The sequence below is a fragment of the Georgenia wutianyii genome (genome assembly GCF_006349365.1).
GTDB lineage: Bacteria > Actinomycetota > Actinomycetes > Actinomycetales > Actinomycetaceae > Oceanitalea > Oceanitalea wutianyii.
On the sequence record NZ_CP040899.1, the window covers coordinates 1,276,880 to 1,297,249 of the forward strand.

Sequence of the window (20,370 nt, forward strand, 5' to 3'; positions counted from 1 at the left end):
GCGCGCCCGACGAGCGAAGTGGACGACGATGAAGACCCGCAAGCCCAGCAACCAGCAGCACCCCTCGCGGATGCCGATCGGCAAGTACCGCCCCTTCCACGAGGTCAACGGCATCGACCTGCCGGACCGGCAGTGGCCCTCCCGCCGCATCACCCAGGCCCCGCGGTGGCTCTCCACCGACCTGCGTGACGGCAACCAGGCGCTCATCGAGCCGATGGACCCCGCCCGCAAGCGGCGCATGTTCGACCTCATCGTCCGCATGGGCTACAAGGAGATCGAGGTCGGGTTCCCGGCGGCGAGCCAGACCGACTTCGACTTCGTGCGCTCGATCATCGAGGACGAGGCGATCCCCGAGGACGTGACGATCTCCGTCCTCACCCAGGCGCGCACCGAGCTCATCCAGCGCACGGTCGACTCCCTCGTCGGCGCCCACCGGGCCACGGTGCACCTGTACAACGCGACCGCGCCGGTGTTCCGCGACATCGTCTTCCGCAACGACCGCGAGGCGACGAAGGAGCTCGCCGTCGCCGGCACGCGCGAGGTCATGGCCTACGCGGAGAAGGTGCTCGACCCGCAGACGATCTTCTCCTACGAGTACTCGCCCGAGATCTTCATCGACACCGAGATCGAGTACGCCCTCGAGGTGTGCGAGGCGGTCATGGACGTGTGGCAGCCCGACGCCTCGCGCGAGATCGTCCTCAACCTCCCGGCGACGGTCGAGCGCGCCACCCCGAACGTGTACGCCGACCAGATCGAGTGGATGAGCCGCAACCTCTCGCGGCGAGAGTTCATCGCGCTGTCGGTCCACCCGCACAACGACCGCGGCACCGCCGTCGCCTCCGCGGAGCTGGCCGTCATGGCCGGCGCGGACCGCGTCGAGGGCTGCCTGTTCGGCCAGGGCGAGCGCACCGGAAACGTCGACCTCGTCACCCTGGGGATGAACCTCTTCAGCCAGGGCATCGACCCGCAGATCGACTTCTCGGACATCGACGGCATCCGCCGCACGGTCGAGCAGTGCACCCAGATGGACGTCCACCCCCGCCACCCCTACGGTGGCGACCTCGTCTACACCGCCTTCTCCGGCTCCCACCAGGACGCCATCAAGAAGGGGCTCACGGCGCGCCAGGAGCGCGTGGCGAAGGCCGGCGGGAAGCGCGAGGCCGTCCCGTGGGACGTGCCCTACCTGCCGGTCGACCCGGTCGACGTCGGCCGCAACTACGAGGCGGTCGTCCGCGTCAACTCCCAGTCGGGCAAGGGCGGGGTCGCCTACCTGCTGTCGAGCACCCGCGCCCTGGACCTGCCGCGCCGCCTGCAGATCGAGTTCTCCGGCGTCGTCCAGAAGGTCACCGACGCCTACGGCGGGGAGATCAGCGCCGAGCGGCTGTGGGACATCTTCTGCGACGAGTACCTGCCCGCCCCGCCCGGGTCCGGGCTGGCGCCGTGGGGCCGGTTCGCGCTGCGCGGCACCACCCTCACCTCCGGCGGGGAGGGGGAGCGGGCCACGCTGTCCCTCACGCTCGTCGACCGCGGCGAGGAGCGCACGCTCACGGCCACCGGCACCGGCCCGGTCGACGCCTTCACCAACGTCTTCGCCGAGCTCGGCGTCCGGGTCGGCGTGCTCGACTACGCCGAGCACGCCCTGTCGACCGGTGGGGACGCCACCGCCGCCGCCTACGTCGAGTGCGAGGTCGACGGTCAGGTGCTGTGGGGCGTGGGCATCGACCCGTCGATCACGACGGCGTCCTTCATGGCCATCGTCTCGGCCGTCAACCGCGCCGTGCGCTGACCCGGTCGGGGCCCGTCCGCGGGCGGGCCCCGACCGGAGCGGTCAGTCGCTCGTCACCTGCGGGTACTCGATCGGCCACACGATGCGGGTGCGCCAGGTCCCGGGGTCCTGGTCGGAGGACGGGCCGGATTCGTAGATCTCCCACCACTCCTCCTGCAGCTGCAGCTTGTGCTCGGCGACGAACGCCTCCAGCGCCTGGTAGGTCTCGCGCAGGGTGTCGTAGCTGCCCTGGTGCACCGCCTCGACCGCCCGCGCCGTCGGGAGGGTTCCGGCGAGGAGCTCACCGTCCGCGCCGCCGGGCCACGGGGCGGTGAGGGGGAAGCCGGCCTCGATGTCGGCCACGTCCCCGGGGACCCCGCGGTACCGGGCGAACGGCGCGCCACCGATCTGGATGCCGGCGCGCTCCACCTCGGCGGACACCTCGTCGAAGACGCCGGCGAAGAATTCGGCCAGCGCGTCGGTCCGGACCTGGCGCCGCAGGGCGACGGTCGGGCGCTCCTCGACGTCGATGAGCGAGATCTCGGTCATGGTTCCTCCTTGGTCGGGTCGTCCGGGCTGGACGCGAGTGCGGCGAGCTCGGTGCCCCACGCACGGGCACGGTCGAGCTCGCCGGGCAGCAGCGGCCCCTCGGTGCCCTCGACCCAGAAGCTCTCCGGCTGGGTGAGGAGGTCCGCCCCGAGCCGGTGCAGCGCCTTGGCCGCCTTCCGGCTCGCGTGGCCGGGCAGGTCGGGGTGGCGCAGGTGGGTGTCGAAGGCGGCGCCCCTCAGGTCCAGGGGCTCGGAGGACGCGAGCCACTCGCGGATCCCGGTGCCCACGTGCTGCCCGCCGCGGTGCTCGGCGTCCTCGCGGGTGGCGGGCCGGCTCATGCCGAAGGCGTGGGTGGGACCGCCGACGACGAGCACGTCGACCGTGAGCTCGTGCGGCGGGGGTGCGGTACCGACCTCGAGCACCTCGACGTCGAGGCGCTCCCGCAGGCCCTGCGCGACGGCCTGCGCGACCGCCCGGGTGTTCCCCCAGGACGACTCGTAGACGACTGCGGCGTCCACCGTGCCCCACCTCCCCCCACGAGGCGACTGCTCCCACGACGGTACCCCAGCGCCGTCGGGCGGTGGAAGGCCCGCGCGGACCACGACACGCGGCGGCCGCGGGGCGGGACCGGGCGCGCAGAGGGCGCGGTGGGCGACAATGGGGCGGTGAAGCTCTACCGGGACGAGGCCGTGGTGCTGCGCACCCACAAGCTCGGGGAGGCGGACCGCATCATCACCCTGCTCACGCGCCGCTACGGGCGCGTGCGGGCGGTCGCCAAGGGCGTGCGCCGGACGAGCTCGAAGTTCGGCGCGCGGCTCGAGCCGTTCTCCCTCGTCGACGTCCAGCTCCACGTCGGCCGCAGCCTCGACATCATCACCCAGGTGGAGTCCCAGGCCCCCTACGGGCGGGCCATCTGCGCGGACTACGCGCTCTACACGACGGCGACGGCGATGGTCGAGACCGCCGAGCGGCTCACCGAGGTCGAGGAGGAGCCGGTGCCCCAGCAGTACCTCCTCCTCGTCGGTGCGCTGCACGCCCTCGCGACGCGCCGCCACCCCGCGAGCCTCGTCCTGGACTCCTACCTCCTGCGCTCGCTGGCCGTCGCCGGCTGGGCACCGAGCTTCGGTGACTGCGCCCAGTGCGGGCGCCCCGGGCCCCACCAGGCCTTCCACGTCGTGCAGGGCGGGGCGGTGTGCGAGCGGTGCCGCCCGCCGGGCTCCTCCGCGCCCGCCCGCCAGACCCTCGAGCTGCTCGGCGCGCTCCTGTCCGGGGACTGGGCGGCCGCGGAGGCCTCCGGCCGGCGGGAGCGCGACGAGGCCTCCGGGCTGGTCGCCGCCCACCTCCAGTACCACCTCGAGCGCCAGCTGAGGTCCCTTCGTCACGTGGAGCGCGTGTGAGTCCGGTCCCGCCCCCGCCGCACCCCTCCGGTGCCCGCCCGCCGCGCATCGACCGGCGGTTCGTGCCCCGGCACGTCGCCATCGTCATGGACGGCAACGGGCGGTGGGCCAACGCCCGTGGCCTGCCGCGCGTCGAGGGCCACAAGGCGGGCGAGGCGGCCCTCCTCGACGTCGTCGCCGGGGCCATCGAGATCGGCGTGACCCACGTGTCCGCCTACGCGTTCTCCACCGAGAACTGGAAGCGCTCGCCCGAGGAGGTCCGCTTCCTCATGGGCTTCAACCGCGACGTGCTGCGCCGGCGCCGCGACGTCATGAACGAGTGGGGCGTGCGGGTGCGGTGGGCCGGGCGCCGGCCGCGGCTGTGGAAGTCGGTCATCGACGAGCTCGAGGAGGCCGAGCGGCTCACCGCCGGCAACGACGTGTGCACGCTGACGATGTGCGTGAACTACGGCGGGCGCGCCGAGATCGCCGACGCCGCGCGGGCGGTCGCCCGCGAGGTCGCCGCCGGGCGGCTGGACCCGGAGAAGGTCACCGAGCGGACCATCGCCCGGCACCTGGACGAGCCGGACCTGCCCGACGTCGACCTCTTCGTGCGCACGTCCGGCGAGCAGCGGATCTCCAACTTCATGCTCTGGCAGTCCGCCTACGCCGAGCTCGTCTTCCTCGAGGAGCACTGGCCCGACGTCGACCGCCGCAGCCTGTGGCGCGCCGTCGAGATCTACGCCTCGCGCGACCGGCGGTACGGTGGCGCCGTCGACGCCGCGGCCCAGCCCTAGGGGAGGAGCTCCTCCGCGACCCGGCGCGCGCGACGGCGGCGCAGGACGAGGAGGAGGACGATGCCCGCGACGAGCGCGACGAGCGCCGCGATCCCGGCGGGCGAGCCGGCCGCGGCGGCGATCGCCGCGCTCCACACGGCGAAGCCGATCGTCGAGTAGATCCCCGCCCACGCGAGGGAGCCGGGCACCTGCGCGAGGGTGAAGCGCGGCCAGCCGATGCGCAGGATGCCCGCGCCGAGCATGACCATGCTCTGGAACCCGACGGTGAGGTAGGCCAGCGGCACGATGACCAGCCCCCACGTGCGGACGGCCGCGACGCCGCGCTGGGCGCCGTCGCCGCTGAGCGCGCGGTGGGCACGCAGCCGCCAGCCGCCCTCGGGGTGGGTACGGCGCAGCGCCTGGTCGGTGGCGAGGCGACCGAGCCAGTAGATGCCCTGGCCGCGCAGCATCGCGCCGAGGAACAGGAAGCCGAAGACCAGCCAGAAGGGCCAGCCGCTGAGGAACTCAGGCACGGTCGTCGTCGCGGGTGCACTCGGCGCACAGCCCGAACAGGTCGAGGGTGTGCTCGACGGCGGTGAACCCGTGGAGAGCGGCCATCTCCTCGGCCCACGACTCCACCCCGGCACCGCTGATCTCCACGGTCGTCCCGCAGCGGCGGCACACGAGGTGGTGGTGGTGCTTGGCGCTCTCGCAGCGGCGGTAGAGGGTCTCGCCGTCGTCGGCGCGCAGGACGTCGACCTCACCGGAGTCGGCCAGGGCCTGCAAGGTGCGGTAGACCGTCGCCAGGCCGATGGTGTCGCCGGACTCCCGCAGCGACTCGTGCAGCTGCTGGGCGCTGCGGAAGTCCTCGGTGCGCTCGAGCAGCGCGCTGACGGCAGCGCGCTGGCGCGTGATCCGGGGTCTCATGCTGCCTCGTGGAGCTCGACGTCGTCCTGGACGTCCGGGTGCGGGTCGGCCGGAGGGCGGCGTCGCCCGAGCAGCGGACGCACGAGCGATACTACGCCGAACACCGCGATCGCCAGCATGACGATGGTCGCCCCGGGGGAGAGCGGGTAGGCGTAGGTGAGGGTGAGCCCGGAGACGCTCACGCTCACGCCGATGACCATCGCCAGCGTCATCGTGGCCCGGAACGAGCGGGTGACGAGCTGGGAGGTGGCGACCGGGACGATCATGAGCGCGGAGACGAGGAGGACGCCGACCACCCGCATCGCCACCGACACGGTGAGCGCGGCGAGGACGGCGACGACGACGTTGAGCAGCCGCACCGGCACCCCGCTCGCCCGGGCGAACTCCTCGTCGTGCGACAGGGTGAACAGCGCCGGGCGCAGCCCGATCCCGACGGCGAGGATCGCCACCGCGAGGGCGATCGTCAGCCACAGGTCGGTGAGGCTCACGGTGGCGATGGACCCGAAGAGGTAGCCGTTGAGGTTCGCCGTCGTCCCGCCGGCGATGCCGATGAGCAGGACGCCGCCGGCGATGCCGCCGTAGAAGAGCATGGCGAGGGCGAGGTCGCCGCTCGTGCGCCCGCGCTCGCGGACGACCTCGATGAGCACCGCGCCGACGATCGAGGCGACGACGGCGCCCGGGACGGCGAGCACGTCGTGCGGGGTGAGGCTCATCGCGCCGCCGACGAGCCACCCGACCGCGACGCCGGTGAGGGCCATGTGGCCGATCCCGTCGCCGAGCAGAGCCAGGCGCCGCTGGACGAGGTAGGTGCCCATGACGGGGGCGACGAGGCCGACGAGGACGGCGGCGATGAGGGCCCGTTGCATGAGCGGGCTGGCGAGCATGTCGGCGAGCAGGGTCATGACAGGTCCAGCCGCAGCTCGGGGCCGCGGGGGTTCGCGGCCGGTTCCTCGAAGGGGTGCAGGTGCTCGTGGTCAGGGCCGCGGTGCCCGGGGGCCGCGGGCGGGGGAGGACCGTCGTGGACGACCCGGCCGTGGCGCAGGACGACGGCGCGCTCGAGCAGCCCGCCGAGGGAGCCGAGCTCGTGGAGCACGACGAGCACCCCGGTGCCCCGGTCGCGCAGCCCGGTGAGCGTGGCGGCCAGCGCGTCCTGGGAGTCGCGGTCGATCCCGGCGAGCGGCTCGTCCAGGACGAGGAGGTCGGGGCGGCGCACGAGCGCGCGGGCGATGAGCACGCGCTGCTGCTGGCCGCCGGAGAAGACGCTCACCGTCTCCTTCGCGCGGTCGGCGAGACCGACCTCGTCGAGCGCCTCGAGCGCGCGCTCACGCCAGTGGCGCGGCGGGCGCAGGCGGCGGTTGTCGAGCAGCCCGGAGCCGACGACCTCCAGCGCCGTCGCGGGCGTGCCGGAGGCTGCGCCGGCCCGCTGGGGCACGTACCCGATCCGGCGCCACGGCACGTGGCGGGCGTCGCGCACGTCGACGCCGTAGAGCTCGACCGTCCCCGACGTCACGGGCACGACGCTGAGCAGCGCCTTGACGAGGGTCGACTTGCCCGAGCCGTTGGCGCCGAGGAGGGCGACGAACTCGCCGTCGTGGACGTCGAGGTCGATGCCCTGGAGGATGGGGGCGCCGCCCAGCGTCACGCGCAGGTCGCGGACGTGAACCGGTGGGGCCATGGGTCGGTATGCTCCCACGTCCTCACGCTCGCGCGCGGTCGCGCTCACGGGGCCTCGCAGCCGAGGGCGTCCTGGAGCGCGGCGAGGTTGGCGCGCATGACGGCGGGGTAGTCGAGGTCGGGGTCCTGCTGGTTCTCCAGCGGGTCGAGCACCTCGGTGCGCAGCCCGAGGTCCGAGGCGAGTGCCTCGCTCACGGCCGGGCTGACGAGCGACTCGACGAAGACGGTGTCCACGCCGTGCTCGTCGACGACGTCGGCGACCTCGGCGAGCCGGGCGGGGGAGGGCTCGGCCTCGGGGTCGATGCCGGACAGGCCCTCCTGGCGGATCCCGTGCTCGGAGGTGAGGTAGCCGTAGGCCTCGTGCGTGACGACGATCGTGTCCTGGGCGCACCGGGCCAGGCCGGCGTCGATCTCCGCGTCGAGGTCGGTGAGCTCGGCGACGACCCGCTCGGCGTTCGCCTCGTAGGTGGCAGCCCCGTCGGGGTCGACGGCGGTGAGCTCCTCGGCCAGGGCCGCGGCGACCTCGGCCAGGCGGGCCGGGTCGAGCCAGAAGTGGGGGTCGAGGAACTCCCCGCTGTGGTCGTGGTCGGCGTGGCCCTCGTGGTCGTGGTCGTGGCCGGTCTCGCCGGTGGTGAGGAGCCGGGTGTGCTCACCGGCGTCGAAGGCGGTGGCGCCGGTGACCGCGACGGCCTCGTCGACGGCGGGCTGGAAGCCGGAGAGGTAGGCGACGAGGTCGGCGCCCTCGATGTCGGTGACGGTGCGCGGGGAGAGCTCGACGGTGTGGGGGTCGACGCCGGGCGGGGTGAGGGACTCGACCTCCACCCGGTCACCGCCGATCTCGGAGGCGAGGTACAGCAGCGGGTAGAAGCTCGCGAGGACGGTCGTGCGCGCGTCGTCGGACGCCTCTGGGGTGCTGCTGGTCGCTGTCGCGGCGTCGCCGGACTGGAAGGCCGCGCACCCGCCGAGGGCGAGGACGGCGACGAGGGAGGCGGGCACGACACGGCGCAAGAGCATGAGACTCATTCTCAATAAGGATGAGAACCGTTGTCAAACCGGCGTGGGGCTCCCGGCGTACGGCGCCCGCCGTGCCCGGTCCCCACCCCTCACGCGCCGAGAGCTGGATCGCGCGCGCACGATCCAGCTCTCGGCGGGGTGGGGTCAGGCGCCGACGAGACGCTCGGCGAGGTAGGCGCGGAGCTGGGTGAGGCCCACGCGCTCCTGGGACATCGTGTCGCGGTCGCGCACGGTGACGGCCTGGTCCTCGAGGGTGTCGAAGTCGACCGTCACGCAGAACGGCGTGCCGATCTCGTCCTGACGGCGGTACCGGCGGCCGACGGCCCCCGCGTCGTCGAACTCGACGTTCCAGTACGTGCGCAGCTCGGCGGCGAGGTCCCGGGCCACCGGGGAGAGCTGCTCGTTGCGCGACAGCGGCAGGACGGCCGCCTTGACCGGCGCGAGGCGCGGGTCGAGCTTGAGCACGGTGCGCTTGTCGACGCCGCCCTTGGTGTTGGGGGCCTCGTCCTCGGTGTACGCCTCGACGAGGAAGGCCATGAGCGAGCGGGTGAGGCCCGCCGCGGGCTCGATGACGTAGGGCACCCAGCGCTCGTTCTTCGCCTGGTCGAAGTAGGACAGGTCCTGACCGGAGTGCTCGCTGTGGGTCTTGAGGTCGAAGTCGGTGCGGTTGGCGATGCCCTCGAGCTCACCGAACTCGCTGCCGGCGAAGCCGAAGCGGTACTCGATGTCCACCGTGCGGGTGGAGTAGTGGGACAGCTTCTCCTGCGGGTGCTCGTAGTGGCGCAGGTTCTCGCGGCTGATCCCGAGGTCGACGTACCAGTCGGTGCGCGCGTCGATCCAGTACTGGTGCCACTCCTTGTCCGTCCCGGGCTCGACGAAGAACTCCATCTCCATCTGCTCGAACTCGCGGGTGCGGAAGATGAAGTTGCCGGGGGTGATCTCGTTGCGGAACGACTTGCCGATCTGGGCGATGCCGAACGGCGGCTTGCGGCGCGCGGCGGTCATCACGTGGCCGAAGTTGACGAAGATGCCCTGGGCGGTCTCGGGCCGCAGGTAGTGCAGGCCGGACTCGTCCTCGACGGGGCCGAGGTAGGTCTTGAGCATCATGTTGAAGTCGCGCGGCTCGGTCCACTGGCCGCGGGTGCCGCAGTTGGGGCAGGAGATCTCCGACAGGCCCTCGGGGGCGCGGCCCTTCTTCTCCTCGAACTCCTCCTCCATGTGGTCGGCGCGGAAGCGCTTGTGGCAGGAGAGGCACTCGGTGAGCGGGTCGGTGAAGACGCCGACGTGGCCCGAGGCGACCCACACCTGGCGGGGCAGGATGATCGAGGAGTCGAGGCCGACGACGTCCTCGCGGGCCTGGACCATGGTGCGCCACCACTGGCGCTTGATGTTCTCCTTGAGCTCGACGCCGAGGGGCCCGTAGTCCCACGCGGAGCGGGTGCCGCCGTAGATCTCCCCACTCGGGAAGACGAAACCGCGCCGCTTGGCGAGGTTGATGACCGAATCAAGTCGGGAAGGCGCAGCGGCCACGTCAATCACTCCAGTCTGTGTGCGTCCGCACCTGGCGGGTGCGAGCTGGTCAGACCCGCGCCTGGCTGGCGCGAGCACCGGACCAACCTACCTGGACCCGGCCGGACGGAGGACCCGGCCGCGCCCCCACACCGGCGGCCGACGGGGGCGTGACCGTGTCGTGGCGGCCGGGACGACGGGCGTCGCGTTAGGTTCGGGGCGATGAGCCACGCCCACGTCCACGTGCTCGACGAGACGCCCACCCCGCTGCCGCCGGACCAGGCGCGCCGGGTGCGCCTCGTGCTCGCCGCGATCGTCGTGCCCCTCCTGCTCGCCACGGTCGCCGGCCTCGTGTGGCTGTGGCCGAGCGGGGAGAGCCCGGTCGGCTCGGTGCCGCTCCTCGGCGACGGCATGTCGATCGAGACCGCCGAGGTCGTCGAGGTCACCGGTGAGCAGGGCGCGGAGGTGCGCGCCGAGCTGCTCACCGGCGTCGGGGAGGGCCAGGTCATCCCCGTCCAGGTGCCGCCCGAGGTGCTCGACAACGGGGCCGACGTCGGGGACCGGGTGCGGCTGCTCTTCAGCCCGACCGCCCTCGGCTCGGGCGTCCCCTACGTGTTCTGGGACTTCGAGCGCACCGTCCCGGTGGCGTGGCTCGCGGTCCTCTACGCCGTCGTCGTCCTCGCCGTGGCCCGGTGGCGCGGGCTGGCCGCGATGGCCGGGCTGGGCGCCTCGCTCGCCGTCGTCGTCGTCTTCGTCCTGCCCGCCCTCATGACGGGCGCGCCGCCCCTGGCCGTCGCCCTCGTCGGAGGCAGCGCGATGATGTTCTTCTCCGTCTACCTCGCCCACGGTGTGTCGATCCGGACGACGACGGCGCTCGTCGGCACCTTCATCGGCCTGGCGATCGCGACGGCGCTGGCCATGTGGGGGACGCGCGCGGCGAACCTCACCGGGACGACCTCGGACACCTCGCTCATGCTCTCCGGCACCTTCCCCGGGCTGCGGCTGCAGGACCTGCTCCTGTGCGGGATCGTCATCGCCGGCCTCGGGGCGCTCAACGACGTGACGATCACGCAGGCCTCGGCCGTGTGGGAGCTGCACGCCGCGGACCCGACGATGCCGCGCCGGCGGCTGTGGCTCGGGGGCATGCGCATCGGGCGCGACCACATCGCCTCGACGGTCTACACCCTCGCCTTCGCCTACGTCGGCACGGCCCTGCCGGTGCTGCTCATGGCAGCCTCCTACGACCGCGGCGTCGTCGACACGCTCATGGCGGGGGAGATCGCCGAGGAGGTCGTGCGCACGCTCGTGTCCTCGATCGGTCTCGTGCTCGCCATCCCGGCGACGACGGCGATCGGTGCCGCGCTCGTCGTCACGACCGCAGGCCGCGGCGCCCCGGCCGAGCGCTGACGCGGCTCGTCGTCGCGGCTCGGAGCACGCCGGCGGCGGACCCGTGACGGCGGCCACGATGACGGGGTCGCGGACGTCGGGGAGAATGTCCGGGTGAGTGCGCTGCGGATCGGATCGGTCACGGCGGGCAGCCCGGTGGTGCTGGCCCCGATGGCCGGCGTCACCAACCCCCCGTTCCGGCGGCTGTGCCGGGAGGCGGGACTCGCCGCGCTCGACGACGCCACGCGCGCCACGGCCCGGCCCGGAGAGCACGCCCCCGCGGGCCTCTACGTCACCGAGATGGTCACCTCGCGCGCGCTCGTCGAGCGCAACGAGGAGACGATGCGGATGGTCGAGCCCGACCCGCTCGAGCCGGTCCGCTCCGTCCAGCTCTACGGCGTCGACCCGGCGACGGTGTCGGCGGCGGTGCGGATCCTCGTCGAGGAGGACCGCGCCGACCACGTCGACCTCAACTTCGGGTGCCCCGTCCCCAAGGTCACCCGCAAGGGCGGCGGCGCCGCCCTGCCGTGGAAGCGCGACCTGTTCCAGGCGATCGTGACCGGCGCCGTCGATGCCGCTCGGCGCGGCTCGCGCGGCCGCGCCCGCGAGGTCCCGGTCACCGTGAAGATGCGCATGGGCATCGACGACGACCACCTCACCTACCTCGACGCCGGACGGATCGCCGAGCGGGCCGGCGTGGCCGCCGTCGCCCTCCACGCCCGCACCGCCGCCCAGCACTACTCGGGCCAGGCGCGGTGGGAGACCGTCGCGCGGCTCAAGGAGACCGTCCGCAGCGTCCCGGTGCTCGGCAACGGGGACATCTGGTCCGCCGAGGACGCGATCGCGATGGTCGAGCAGACCGGGTGCGACGGCGTCGTCGTCGGCCGCGGGTGCCAGGGGCGGCCGTGGCTGTTCACCGACCTCGTCGCCGGGTTCGCCGGCTCGCCGCTGCGGGTGCGGCCGGGGCTGGCGGAGGTCGCCGCGACGGTCCGCCGCCACGCCGAGCTCATGGTCGAGTACTTCGACAACGAGAACAAGGCGCTGCGCGAGCTGCGCAAGCACATGGCGTGGTACCTCAAGGGCTACGTCGTCGGCAGCGAGGCGCGTCGGTCGCTCGGGCTGGTGAGCACCCTCGCCGAGCTCGACGAGCGCCTCGCGACCCTCGACCTCACCCAGCCCTACCCGGGCGAGGGCGCCGAGGGACCGCGGGGACGGGCGGGCTCGCCGCGCACCCCGCACCTGCCCGAGGCGTGGCTCGACAGCCAGGACGTCGACGAGCGCCTCCGGGCCCTGCTCACCGAGGCCGAGCTCTCCATCTCCGGCGGCTGACCCCGCCCAGGTCGTGCGGAAGTCGGCTGTCGTGCGGAAGTCGGCTGTCGGCGCAGGGGGGGTGGGGGCAAGGGCAGGGGGGCGGGAGGGCGCGACCTCAGTCGCGGGTGCGGTAGAGGTGCATGGTGATGGGGGCGAAGACCGCGGTGAGGGCGGCTGAGGCGACGAGCACCCAGGCGACGCTGGAGAACGTCGTGGCGCCCGCCATGAGCCCGCGCACGGCGGTGACGAGGTGGCTCACCGGGTTGACGTCGACGACCGCCTGGAGGCCCGAGGGCATCGTCCGCGGGTCGACGAAGATGTTCGAGGCGAACGTCAGCGGCATGATGACGAGCATCGACACGCCCATGACGGCGTTCGGGCTGCGCATGACCAGGCCGAGGATGGTGAACACCCAGCTGAGGGAGAACGCGAAGACGAGCAGGAGCAGCAGCCCGAGGACCACCCCGGTGACCCCGCCGTCGGGCCGGAAGCCGAGGACCAGCCCGAGCGCGAGCGTGACGCACGAGGCGATCGTGTAGCGCACGGTGTCCCCGAGCAGCGCGCCGACGATCGGTGCCGGGCGCCAGATCGGCAGCGAGCGGAACCGGTCGAAGACGCCCTTGGTGATGTCGTTGTTCAGGGTGAAGCCCGTGTAGACGCTGACGATGAGCACCGTCTGGACCATGATCCCGGGCAGCAGGAACTGCAGGTAGGTGCGCGTGTCACCCGCGATGGCCCCGCCGAACAGGTAGGTGAACATCAGGGTGAAGATCACCGGGGAGAGCGTGACGTCGAACAGCTGCTCGGGCACGTGCTTGATCTTGAGCAGCGCCCGGTGGGCGAAGACGAGCGTGGTGACCGGCGCGGAGGCGCGCTCGGGCGGGTCGGTGACCGCGACGGCGTCGCGCAGCGCGGTGTTCGCGCCGATGTCGAGGGATCTCATGACGTCCTCTCCGCGGGTGAGGGCTCGGTCTGCTCCTCGGCCGGGCTTCCGGTGAGCGCGAGGAAGACCTCGTCGAGGCTCGGCTGGCCGAGGCTGAACTCGGGCACGTCGAGACCTGCGGAGTGCAGGGCGACGAGCGCCCGGGCCGGGGAGTCCGGCGCGTCCTCCGGGACCCGTGCGCTGAGCCCGAGCCCGTCGGGCAGCTCGGTGACGGGGGTGCCGAGGACGTCGGCGAGCACGGCGCCCGCGGCGGGGCGCTGGGAGTGCTCGGCCACGCGCAGGGTCACGGTGCCGGTGCCGACGGAGGCCTTGAGCTGGGGTGCGGTGCCCTCGGCGATGACCCGGCCGCGGTCGATGACGGCGATCCGGTCGGCGAGCTGGTCGGCCTCGTCGAGGTACTGGGTGGTGAGCAGGACCGTGGTCCCCCCGGAGACGAGGAGCCGGACGATGTCCCAGACCTGGTTGCGGCTGCGGGGGTCCAGCCCGGTGGTCGGCTCGTCGAGGTAGAGCACCCGTGGGCTCATGACGAGGCTCGCCGCGAGGTCGATCCGGCGATGCATGCCCCCGGAGTAGGTCTTCACCGCCTTGTCGGCGGCCTCGCTGAGGTCGAAGGCGGCGAGCAGCTCCCGGGCGCGCTCCTTGGCCCGTGCCCCGGGGAACCCGTAGAGGCGGGCGAGGAGGCTGAGGTTCTCCGCGCCGGTGAGGTCCTCGTCCACCGAGGCGTACTGGCCGGTGAGCCCGACGCGGGCGCGGACGGCGTCCGGCTCGCGCCGGATGTCGTGACCGAGCACCCGGGCGGTGCCGGCGTCGGGGGCGAGCAGGGTGGCGAGCATGCGGACGACGGTCGTCTTGCCGGCGCCGTTGGGTCCGAGCAGCCCGAAGACGGTGCCCTGCTCGACCGAGAGGTCGACGCCGTCGACGGCGGTCGTCTCCCCGAAACGTCTGACGAGGCCCTCGGCCTCGATCGCCAGGGCGAGTTCCATGGCGGCTCCTTCGCGATGGTGGTGTGCCGGGTAGAGACCGGCGCGGTGCCCCGAAGTCATCGCAGGCGCCGATCCTACGTCCGCGGGTGGAACCGGGTGAAGGGGAGTTTCCGGGCAGCAGAAGACGCACCCCGCCACCCGGCGGACCGGGGGCGGGGTGCGGGTCGGGCGCGGGTCAGGCCTGGTCGCGCAGCCAGACGGTGGTGTCGGCGGGGACGGCGCCGTCGGAGAGCGGACCGCTGGCGAGGAGCACCTCGTGGCCCTCGGGCAGCGGCACCGGGTCGGCGCCGATGTTGGTGAGGACGAGGACGGCGGGCCGTCCGTCGCCGGTGTTGCGCGCCGCGACGACGTCCTCGCCGGCGGGCACCAGCTCCAGGGCCCCCGCGCCGAGCCCGAGCCCGGCGCGCAGCTCGAGGGCCGCGCGGTACATCCGCAGCGTCGAGCCCTCCTCCTGCTCCTGGGCGTCGGGTGCCAGCGCGGCCCACGACTCGGGCTGGGGCAGCCACGTGCGTCCGGTGGGGGAGAAGCCCAGTCCCGGGGCGTCCGAGCGCCACGGCAGCGGGACGCGGCAGCCGTCGCGGCCCTTCTCGGCGTGCCCGGTGCGCCACCACGCCGGGTCCTGGCGCAGCGAGTCGTCCAGGGTGGTGTGCTCGGGCAGACCGAGCTCCTCGCCCTGGTAGAGGTAGGCGCTGCCGGGCAGGCCGAGCATGAGGAGGCTGGCCGCGCGGGCGCGGCGCAGGCCGAGCTCGGCGTCGGGCTGCGGGTCCTCCGCGCCGATGCCGTTGGGGCCCTTGCCGGTCTGGGCGAAGCCGAGGCGCGAGGCGTGGCGCACGACGTCGTGGTTGGACAGCACCCACGTCGTCGGCGCGCCGACGGCGTCGTTCGCGGCGTAGGAGGAGGCGATCGACTCACGCAGCGCCGGAGCGTCCCACCGGGTGACGAGGAAGTCGAAGTTGAACGCCTGGTGCATCTCGTCGGGGCGCACGTAGCGGGCCAGGCGCTCGAGCGGCTCGACCCACGCCTCGGCGACGAGGATGCGCGCGTCGTACTCGTCCAGGACGGCGCGCCACTCGCGGTAGATCTCGTGGACGCGGTCCTGGTCGAACATCGGGCTGCGGCCGGTGACGGCGTCGTCGCTCGCGTCGGGCGGCGCGACGCCGTCGTCGGGGACGTCGGTGCCCTCGACCATGCGCACGTGGCCCGCCCAGTCCGGCAGCCCGGCGGCCTTGACCAGGCCGTGGGCGACGTCGACGCGGAAGCCGTCCACGCCGCGGTCGAGCCAGAAGCGCAGGATGCTGCGGAACTCGTCGTGGACCTCGGCGGACTCCCAGTTGAGGTCGGGCTGGGTGGAGTCGAAGAGGTGGAGGTACCACTGGCCGTCGTGCTCCCACGGGCTGCCCGGGGCGTCGGGACGGTCGCACACGCGGGTCCACGCCTGGCCGCCGAAGACGGACTGCCAGTTGTTCGGCGGCTCCTCCCCGCGCTCGCCGCCGCCCTCGCGGAAGACGTACCGGGAGCGGGCCGCGGAGTCGGGCCCCTCGGCCAGCGCCTGGCGGAACCACGCGTGCTGGTCGGAGGTGTGGTTGGGGACGAGGTCGACGATGACCCGTAGACCGAGCTCGTGGGCGCGGGCGATGAGCACGTCGGCGTCCTCGAGGGTGCCGAAGATCGGGTCGACGTCGCGGTAGTCGGCGACGTCGTAGCCCGCGTCCTTCTGCGGGGAGCGGTAGAAGGGGGAGAGCCACACGGCGTCCACGCCCAGCCGCGCGAGGTGCTCCAGCCGCTCGGTGATGCCCGGCAGGTCCCCGATCCCGTCGCCGTTCGCGTCCCCGAAGGAGCGCGGGTAGATCTGGTAGATGACGGCGGTGCGCCACCAGTCGGCGTCAGCGGCCGGCTGGTGGACCACCTGGCCGGTCGCGGGCAGGGAAACAGGGCTGGGTGAAGTCACGGGCGTTCCAGTCGGGGGTCGAATGACGGGTCTCGTTACGGTACCCACGGTGCTGCCTCCCTCCCAACGTGGGGCGGGAAACCCCGGCGACCCACGTCCGCAACCGGAGTGAAACACCTCACTGCGAGTGTGTCGCCACACGGGGACGAAGGTCCCGGTGTCCGTGCCGGCGGTCCGCCCGGCGAGGACCACGAGGAGGACACGCATGACGAGGACCAACTCACGCCGGGCTCTGCCGGCGGCGCTGCTGGCCGTGGGGCTGGCGCTCGCCCCCGGGACGGCCACGGCGGCCCCCGAGGACAGGCCGCACGTCACCATCATCGCCACGGGCGGGACCATCGCCGGCAAGGCCGAGGGCCGCGACACCTACACGAGCTACCGGGCGGGCACCTACCCGATGAGCGACATGCTCGCCCAGATCCAGCCGGAGGTCGGGGCCTTCGCCGACGTCGACGTCGTGCAGTTCGGCAACGCGGGCTCCGGCGGCTACACGATCGAGCAGTACCGCGAGCTCACCCTCGCCGTCGAGGACGCGCTCGAGGAGTCCGACGCCGTCGTCGTCACCACGGGCACCGACACGATGGAGGAGTTCGCCTACTGGCTCGACCTCACCGTGCAGAACCGCAAGCCGGTGGTCCTCACCGGGGCGATGCGGCCCTGGGCGGCCGGTGAGACCGCGGGCGAGGCGGGCGTCCTCGGCGCCGACGGCCCGGCCAACCTCCTCCAGGCGGTGCGGCTCGGTGCGAGCGGGCAGACGTACTGCTTCGGCACGGTGCTCATGCTGAACGACGAGATCCACGCCGCGCGGGACGTGACGAAGGGCAACACGACCCGCAACGACACGTTCATCACCCGTCAGCTCGGCGTCCTCGGGTGGATCGACGGCGCCGACGTCCACGTCCAGCGTGCGCCCGCCCGGGTGCTCGACTGCGCGCAGGAGGAGTGGTTCACCCCCTTCGACCTCAGCGAGGTCGCGGCCGGCTCGCTGCCGCGCACGGAGATCGTCTACAACTACCAGCAGGCCGGCGGCGAGGCGATCACCGCCTTCACCGAGGCCGGGGTCACCGGCATCGTCACGGCCGGGACGGGGGCCGGCGGGATCTCCTCGGCTCCGGGCCAGGCGCGTCGGGCCGCGATCGCCGAGGGCGTGTGGTTCGCCAGCTCGAGCCGGACCGGCTCGGGGACCGTCTCGGGTGGGGGGACGGGGATCATCGCCGCCGGGGACCTGCTGCCGCAGAAGGCACGGCTCCTGCTGCTCCTGAGCCGCGCGTTCACCCAGGACATCGAGCAGGCGCGCGAGTGGTTCGCCACGCTCGGCACCCCGAGCTTCGACCAGTCGGCGCTCGCGGCCGTCCTCAGCCCGACGCCGGGGGCGGCGCCCGCGCCGGAGCCCACGCCGACCGAGCCGGCGCCAGAGCCGGGCGCGACGGCCGAGCCGACGACGGCGCCGCCCGCCGGGCCGCCGGCCGGCGAGGAGCCCCCGGCGGGCGAGGTCCCGGGCGGGGGAGAGCCGGGCGGTGAGGAGGCCCCGGACGGGGCGGAGCCGACCGAGGCCGGTGGCGCCGGCGGGACCGGTGGTCCGGGCAGCGCCGGCTGGCTGCCGGCGCTCGGCGCTCCGGTGCAGGGCGCGCTCACCGTCGCGGCGCTCGCGCTGCTCGTGGGCGGCACGCTCTACGCCTACCGCCGGCGGGCGTTCACGGTGGCGTTCGGGGAGTGACGTACGCGCCTGGGGGGAGGGGCCGGTGGGCCCCTCCCCCCAGGCGTGCTCAGCGCTGGATGGCGGCCGCCGTGGAGTGGCGGACGATGAGCTCGGCGACGAAGAGCAGCTCGCTGCGCGGGGCGCGGGCGCCCTTGACCTCGGCGATGAGGGAGGTGACCGCGGCGTGGCTCATCGCGTCGACCGGCTGGCGCAGGGTGGTGAGCGGCGGGTCGGTGAAGGCCATGAGCGGTGAGTCGTCGAAGCCGACGACGGACACGTCCTGGGGGACCGAGAGGCCGCGGGAACGGACGGCCCGGACGGCGCCGAGCGCCATGAGGTCCGAGCCGCAGATGATCGCGGTGCAGCCGTGGTCGAGGAGCATCCCGGCCGCTGCCTGGCCGCCCTCGAAGGTGTAGAGGGTGGGCACGACCGGGTTGGTGCCCCCGGGCAGGAGCTGGGCGGTGGCGCGCTCGAAGCCGAGGCGCTTGCGCTGGGAGGGGACGAAGCGGTCGGGACCGATCGCCAGCCCGATGCTGCGGTGTCCCTGGGACACGAGGTGGCGCACGGCCAGCTCCATGCTGCCGCTGTCGTCGGTGGAGAACGCGGGGGCGTCCAGCTCCCCGGTGTACCCGTTGACGAGCACGAAGGGGATGTCGCGGGACTGCAGGCGGCGGTAGCGCTCGGCGTCGGCCTGTGTGTCGGCGTGGAGGCCCGAGACGAAGACGATGCCGTCGACACCGTGGTCGAGGAGCATCTCGACGTACTGGTCCTCGGTCGTGCCGCCGGGGGACTGGGTGCACAGCAGCGGGGTGTACCCGAGGGTCGAGAGCACGGACTCGATGGACTGGGCGAAGGCCGGGAAGACCGGGTTGGTGAGCTCGGGGACGATGAGCCCGATGAGGCCGGCGGAGCGCGCCCGCAGCCGCTCGGGGCGCTCGTAGCCGAGCATGTCGAGCGCGGCGAGGACCGCCTTGCGGGTCTCGGCGGCGACCTCGGGCTTGCCGTTGAGCACGCGCGACACGGTCGCCGTGCTGACTCCTGCCTGCTCGGCGACGTCCATCAGTCTCGTGCGGCCTTGCATGGCAGACCCCTTCTTCTGCAGCGGCTCCGTCTGTGTGTGCAATCGTTACATGAAATCTCTGCAACGTGTTGCAATCGCCGTCCGTGGCGACTTACAGTTCCAGCAAACGGCACAGCGACGCGGCTCACAGGCCGTGATGTCGCCTAGGCCACACGACAAGGAGAGATAACGCATGCGTCGCAGCATCGTGATCACCGCCGCCGCCGCTTTGACTCTCGGTCTGGCCGCCTGTGGCGGAGACGCCGAGGAGACCCCGGCCGACGACAGCACCACCACCGACGAGGCCACGGCCGACGCCGGGGCCAACGGGGACGGGGGCAGCCTCACGATCTGGGTGGACGACACCCGCCAGGCGGCCGTCGAGGCCGCCGCGGAGGCCTTCGAGGCCGAGACCGGCACCGCCGTCGAGCTCGTGCAGAAGAACTTCGACGACATCCGCCCGGACTTCCTCGCCCAGGTTCCCACCGGCGAGGGCCCGGACATCACCGTCGGTGCCCACGACTGGCTCGGTGAGTTCACCGCCAACGGCGTCGTCGCCCCGGTCGAGCTCGGCGACAAGGCGTCGGAGTTCGAGGAGGTCGCGGTCGAGGCCTTCACCTACGAGGGCCAGGTCTACGCCCTGCCCTACGCGATCGAGAACATCGCGATCTACCGCAACGCCGCGCTGGTCGACGAGACCCCCGCGACCTTCGACGAGATGATCGCCATGGGTGAGGCGTCCGGCGCCCAGTACCCGTTCCTCGTGCAGGTCACCGAGGTCGGCGACCCCTACACGATGTACCCGTTCCAGACCTCCTTCGGGGCCCCGGTCTTCGAGATGAACGAGGACGGCAGCTACTCGCCCGAGCTCGCGCTCGGCGGCGAGGCCGGCAACAACTTCGCCACCTGGCTCGCGGAGCAGGGTGCGGCCGGCACGCTCAACACCTCGTGGGAGTACGACATCGTCGTGGAGGCCTTCGCCAACGGTGAGGCCGCCTACCTCCTCGGCGGCCCGTGGATGCTGTCCTCCTTCGAGGGCATGGACATCGCGGTCGACCCGATCCCGTCCGCGGGTGGCGAGCCCGCCCGTCCGTTCACCGGCGTCCAGGGCTTCTACGTGAGCGCCCAGAGCGACAACGCGCTCCTCGCGAACGACTTCCTCGTGAACTACATGGCCACCGAGGAGGCCCAGGTCGCTCTCTACGAGGCCGGTGACCGCACCCCGGCGCTCATCAGCGCCGCGGACACCGTCTCCTCCGACCCGATCGCCGCGGGCTTCCGCGAGGTCGGCGCCGAGGCCGTCCCGATGCCCTCCATCCCCGAGATGGGCGAGGTGTGGAACTTCTGGGGCGTCACCGAGGGCCAGATCATCGCCGGCGCCGTGAACCCGGTCGAGGGCTGGGAGAAGATGGTCGCTGACATCCAGGCCGCGATCGGCGGCTGATCCGAC

General features: G+C 73.1%; 19 protein-coding genes. 7 read left to right on the forward strand and 12 right to left on the reverse strand.

Annotated features, from left to right (window positions below; genetic code table 11):
- The first annotated feature begins 28 nt into the window (after positions 1–28).
- On the forward strand, positions 29–1,786 hold the full coding sequence (leuA, locus tag FE251_RS05670; RefSeq protein WP_139073203.1) for a 2-isopropylmalate synthase: 1,758 nt from the start codon (positions 29–31) through the stop codon (positions 1,784–1,786).
- 42 nt (positions 1,787–1,828) lie between these two features.
- Here the strand turns inward: leuA and FE251_RS05675 are convergent, their stop codons facing one another.
- Together FE251_RS05675 and FE251_RS05680 are read right to left on the reverse strand one after the other, a co-directional pair.
- Positions 1,829–2,314, reverse strand: a complete 486-nt coding sequence (locus FE251_RS05675; protein WP_139948218.1) for a GyrI-like domain-containing protein — start codon at positions 2,312–2,314, stop codon at positions 1,829–1,831.
- The gene (locus tag FE251_RS05680) at positions 2,311–2,832 is read right to left on the reverse strand and encodes a flavodoxin family protein (RefSeq protein ID WP_139073204.1); all 522 of its coding nucleotides are present in this window, start codon (positions 2,830–2,832) and stop codon (positions 2,311–2,313) included. Before FE251_RS05680 ends, FE251_RS05675 begins: the two co-directional genes overlap by 4 nt.
- 147 nt (positions 2,833–2,979) lie before the next feature.
- On the opposite strand from FE251_RS05680, the gene recO reads away from it, so the two are divergent.
- On the forward strand, positions 2,980–3,711 hold the full coding sequence (gene recO, locus FE251_RS05685; protein WP_139073205.1) for a DNA repair protein RecO: 732 nt from the start codon (positions 2,980–2,982) through the stop codon (positions 3,709–3,711).
- Positions 3,708–4,487: an isoprenyl transferase gene (locus FE251_RS05690; protein WP_139073206.1), complete on the forward strand. Its 780-nt coding sequence runs from the start codon at positions 3,708–3,710 to the stop codon at positions 4,485–4,487. Before recO ends, FE251_RS05690 begins: the two co-directional genes overlap by 4 nt.
- Here the strand turns inward: FE251_RS05690 and FE251_RS05695 are convergent.
- From FE251_RS05695 to FE251_RS05720, 6 genes are all read right to left on the reverse strand, one after another.
- Complete coding sequence (locus FE251_RS05695) at positions 4,484–4,999, reverse strand: DedA family protein (RefSeq protein WP_139948219.1); 516 nt, start codon at positions 4,997–4,999, stop codon at positions 4,484–4,486. The two genes, FE251_RS05690 and FE251_RS05695, sit on opposite strands and share 4 nt — an antisense overlap.
- Positions 4,992–5,393 carry a Fur family transcriptional regulator gene (locus FE251_RS05700; RefSeq protein ID WP_139073208.1) on the reverse strand — a complete coding sequence of 134 codons (402 nt, stop codon included), beginning with the start codon at positions 5,391–5,393 and terminating at the stop codon, positions 4,992–4,994. Before FE251_RS05700 ends, FE251_RS05695 begins: the two co-directional genes overlap by 8 nt.
- The gene (locus FE251_RS05705) at positions 5,390–6,295 is read right to left on the reverse strand and encodes a metal ABC transporter permease (protein WP_139073209.1); all 906 of its coding nucleotides are present in this window, start codon (positions 6,293–6,295) and stop codon (positions 5,390–5,392) included. The genes FE251_RS05700 and FE251_RS05705 overlap by 4 nt, the downstream gene beginning before the upstream one ends.
- Positions 6,292–7,068: a metal ABC transporter ATP-binding protein gene (locus FE251_RS05710; protein WP_139948220.1), complete on the reverse strand. Its 777-nt coding sequence runs from the start codon at positions 7,066–7,068 to the stop codon at positions 6,292–6,294. Before FE251_RS05710 ends, FE251_RS05705 begins: the two co-directional genes overlap by 4 nt.
- 44 nt (positions 7,069–7,112) lie before the next feature.
- Positions 7,113–8,081 (reverse strand): metal ABC transporter substrate-binding protein, encoded by a 969-nt coding sequence (locus FE251_RS05715; RefSeq protein WP_223147569.1) that lies wholly within the window; start codon positions 8,079–8,081, stop codon positions 7,113–7,115.
- Between the two features lie 144 nt (positions 8,082–8,225).
- On the reverse strand, positions 8,226–9,611 hold the full coding sequence (locus FE251_RS05720; protein ID WP_139948222.1) for a glycine--tRNA ligase: 1,386 nt from the start codon (positions 9,609–9,611) through the stop codon (positions 8,226–8,228).
- Positions 9,612–9,812: 201 nt separating this feature from the next.
- On the opposite strand from FE251_RS05720, the gene FE251_RS05725 reads away from it, so the two are divergent.
- Positions 9,813–10,997 (forward strand): YibE/F family protein, encoded by a 1,185-nt coding sequence (locus FE251_RS05725; protein ID WP_139948223.1) that lies wholly within the window; start codon positions 9,813–9,815, stop codon positions 10,995–10,997.
- Between the two features lie 93 nt (positions 10,998–11,090).
- The gene (dusB, locus tag FE251_RS05730) at positions 11,091–12,305 is read left to right on the forward strand and encodes a tRNA dihydrouridine synthase DusB (RefSeq protein WP_139073213.1); all 1,215 of its coding nucleotides are present in this window, start codon (positions 11,091–11,093) and stop codon (positions 12,303–12,305) included.
- Positions 12,306–12,402: 97 nt separating this feature from the next.
- Here the strand turns inward: dusB and FE251_RS05735 are convergent, their stop codons facing one another.
- From FE251_RS05735 to FE251_RS05745, 3 genes are all read right to left on the reverse strand, one after another.
- Positions 12,403–13,230 carry an ABC transporter permease gene (locus FE251_RS05735; protein WP_139073214.1) on the reverse strand — a complete coding sequence of 276 codons (828 nt, stop codon included), beginning with the start codon at positions 13,228–13,230 and terminating at the stop codon, positions 12,403–12,405.
- The gene (locus FE251_RS05740; RefSeq protein ID WP_139948224.1) at positions 13,227–14,213 is read right to left on the reverse strand and encodes an ATP-binding cassette domain-containing protein; all 987 of its coding nucleotides are present in this window, start codon (positions 14,211–14,213) and stop codon (positions 13,227–13,229) included. The genes FE251_RS05735 and FE251_RS05740 overlap by 4 nt, the downstream gene beginning before the upstream one ends.
- Positions 14,214–14,388: 175 nt before the next feature.
- A complete protein-coding gene (locus FE251_RS05745; RefSeq protein ID WP_407925288.1) occupies positions 14,389–16,161 on the reverse strand; it encodes a glycoside hydrolase family 13 protein in 1,773 nt (590 codons plus the stop codon).
- A 205-nt stretch (positions 16,162–16,366) separates the two neighbouring features.
- Between FE251_RS05745 and FE251_RS05750 the strand changes: the two genes are divergently transcribed.
- Positions 16,367–17,878 carry an asparaginase gene (locus tag FE251_RS05750; RefSeq protein WP_179954780.1) on the forward strand — a complete coding sequence of 504 codons (1,512 nt, stop codon included), beginning with the start codon at positions 16,367–16,369 and terminating at the stop codon, positions 17,876–17,878.
- A gap of 49 nt (positions 17,879–17,927) precedes the next feature.
- Here FE251_RS05750 and FE251_RS05755 read toward each other — a convergent pair whose 3' ends face one another.
- Positions 17,928–18,920, reverse strand: coding sequence for a LacI family DNA-binding transcriptional regulator (locus FE251_RS05755; protein ID WP_230976561.1), 993 nt, complete (start codon positions 18,918–18,920; stop codon positions 17,928–17,930).
- 193 nt (positions 18,921–19,113) lie between these two features.
- Here FE251_RS05755 and FE251_RS05760 point away from each other — a divergent pair, with 193 nt between their 5' ends.
- Positions 19,114–20,364 carry a sugar ABC transporter substrate-binding protein gene (locus FE251_RS05760; RefSeq protein ID WP_139073218.1) on the forward strand — a complete coding sequence of 417 codons (1,251 nt, stop codon included), beginning with the start codon at positions 19,114–19,116 and terminating at the stop codon, positions 20,362–20,364.
- The last annotated feature ends 6 nt before the right edge of the window (positions 20,365–20,370 follow it).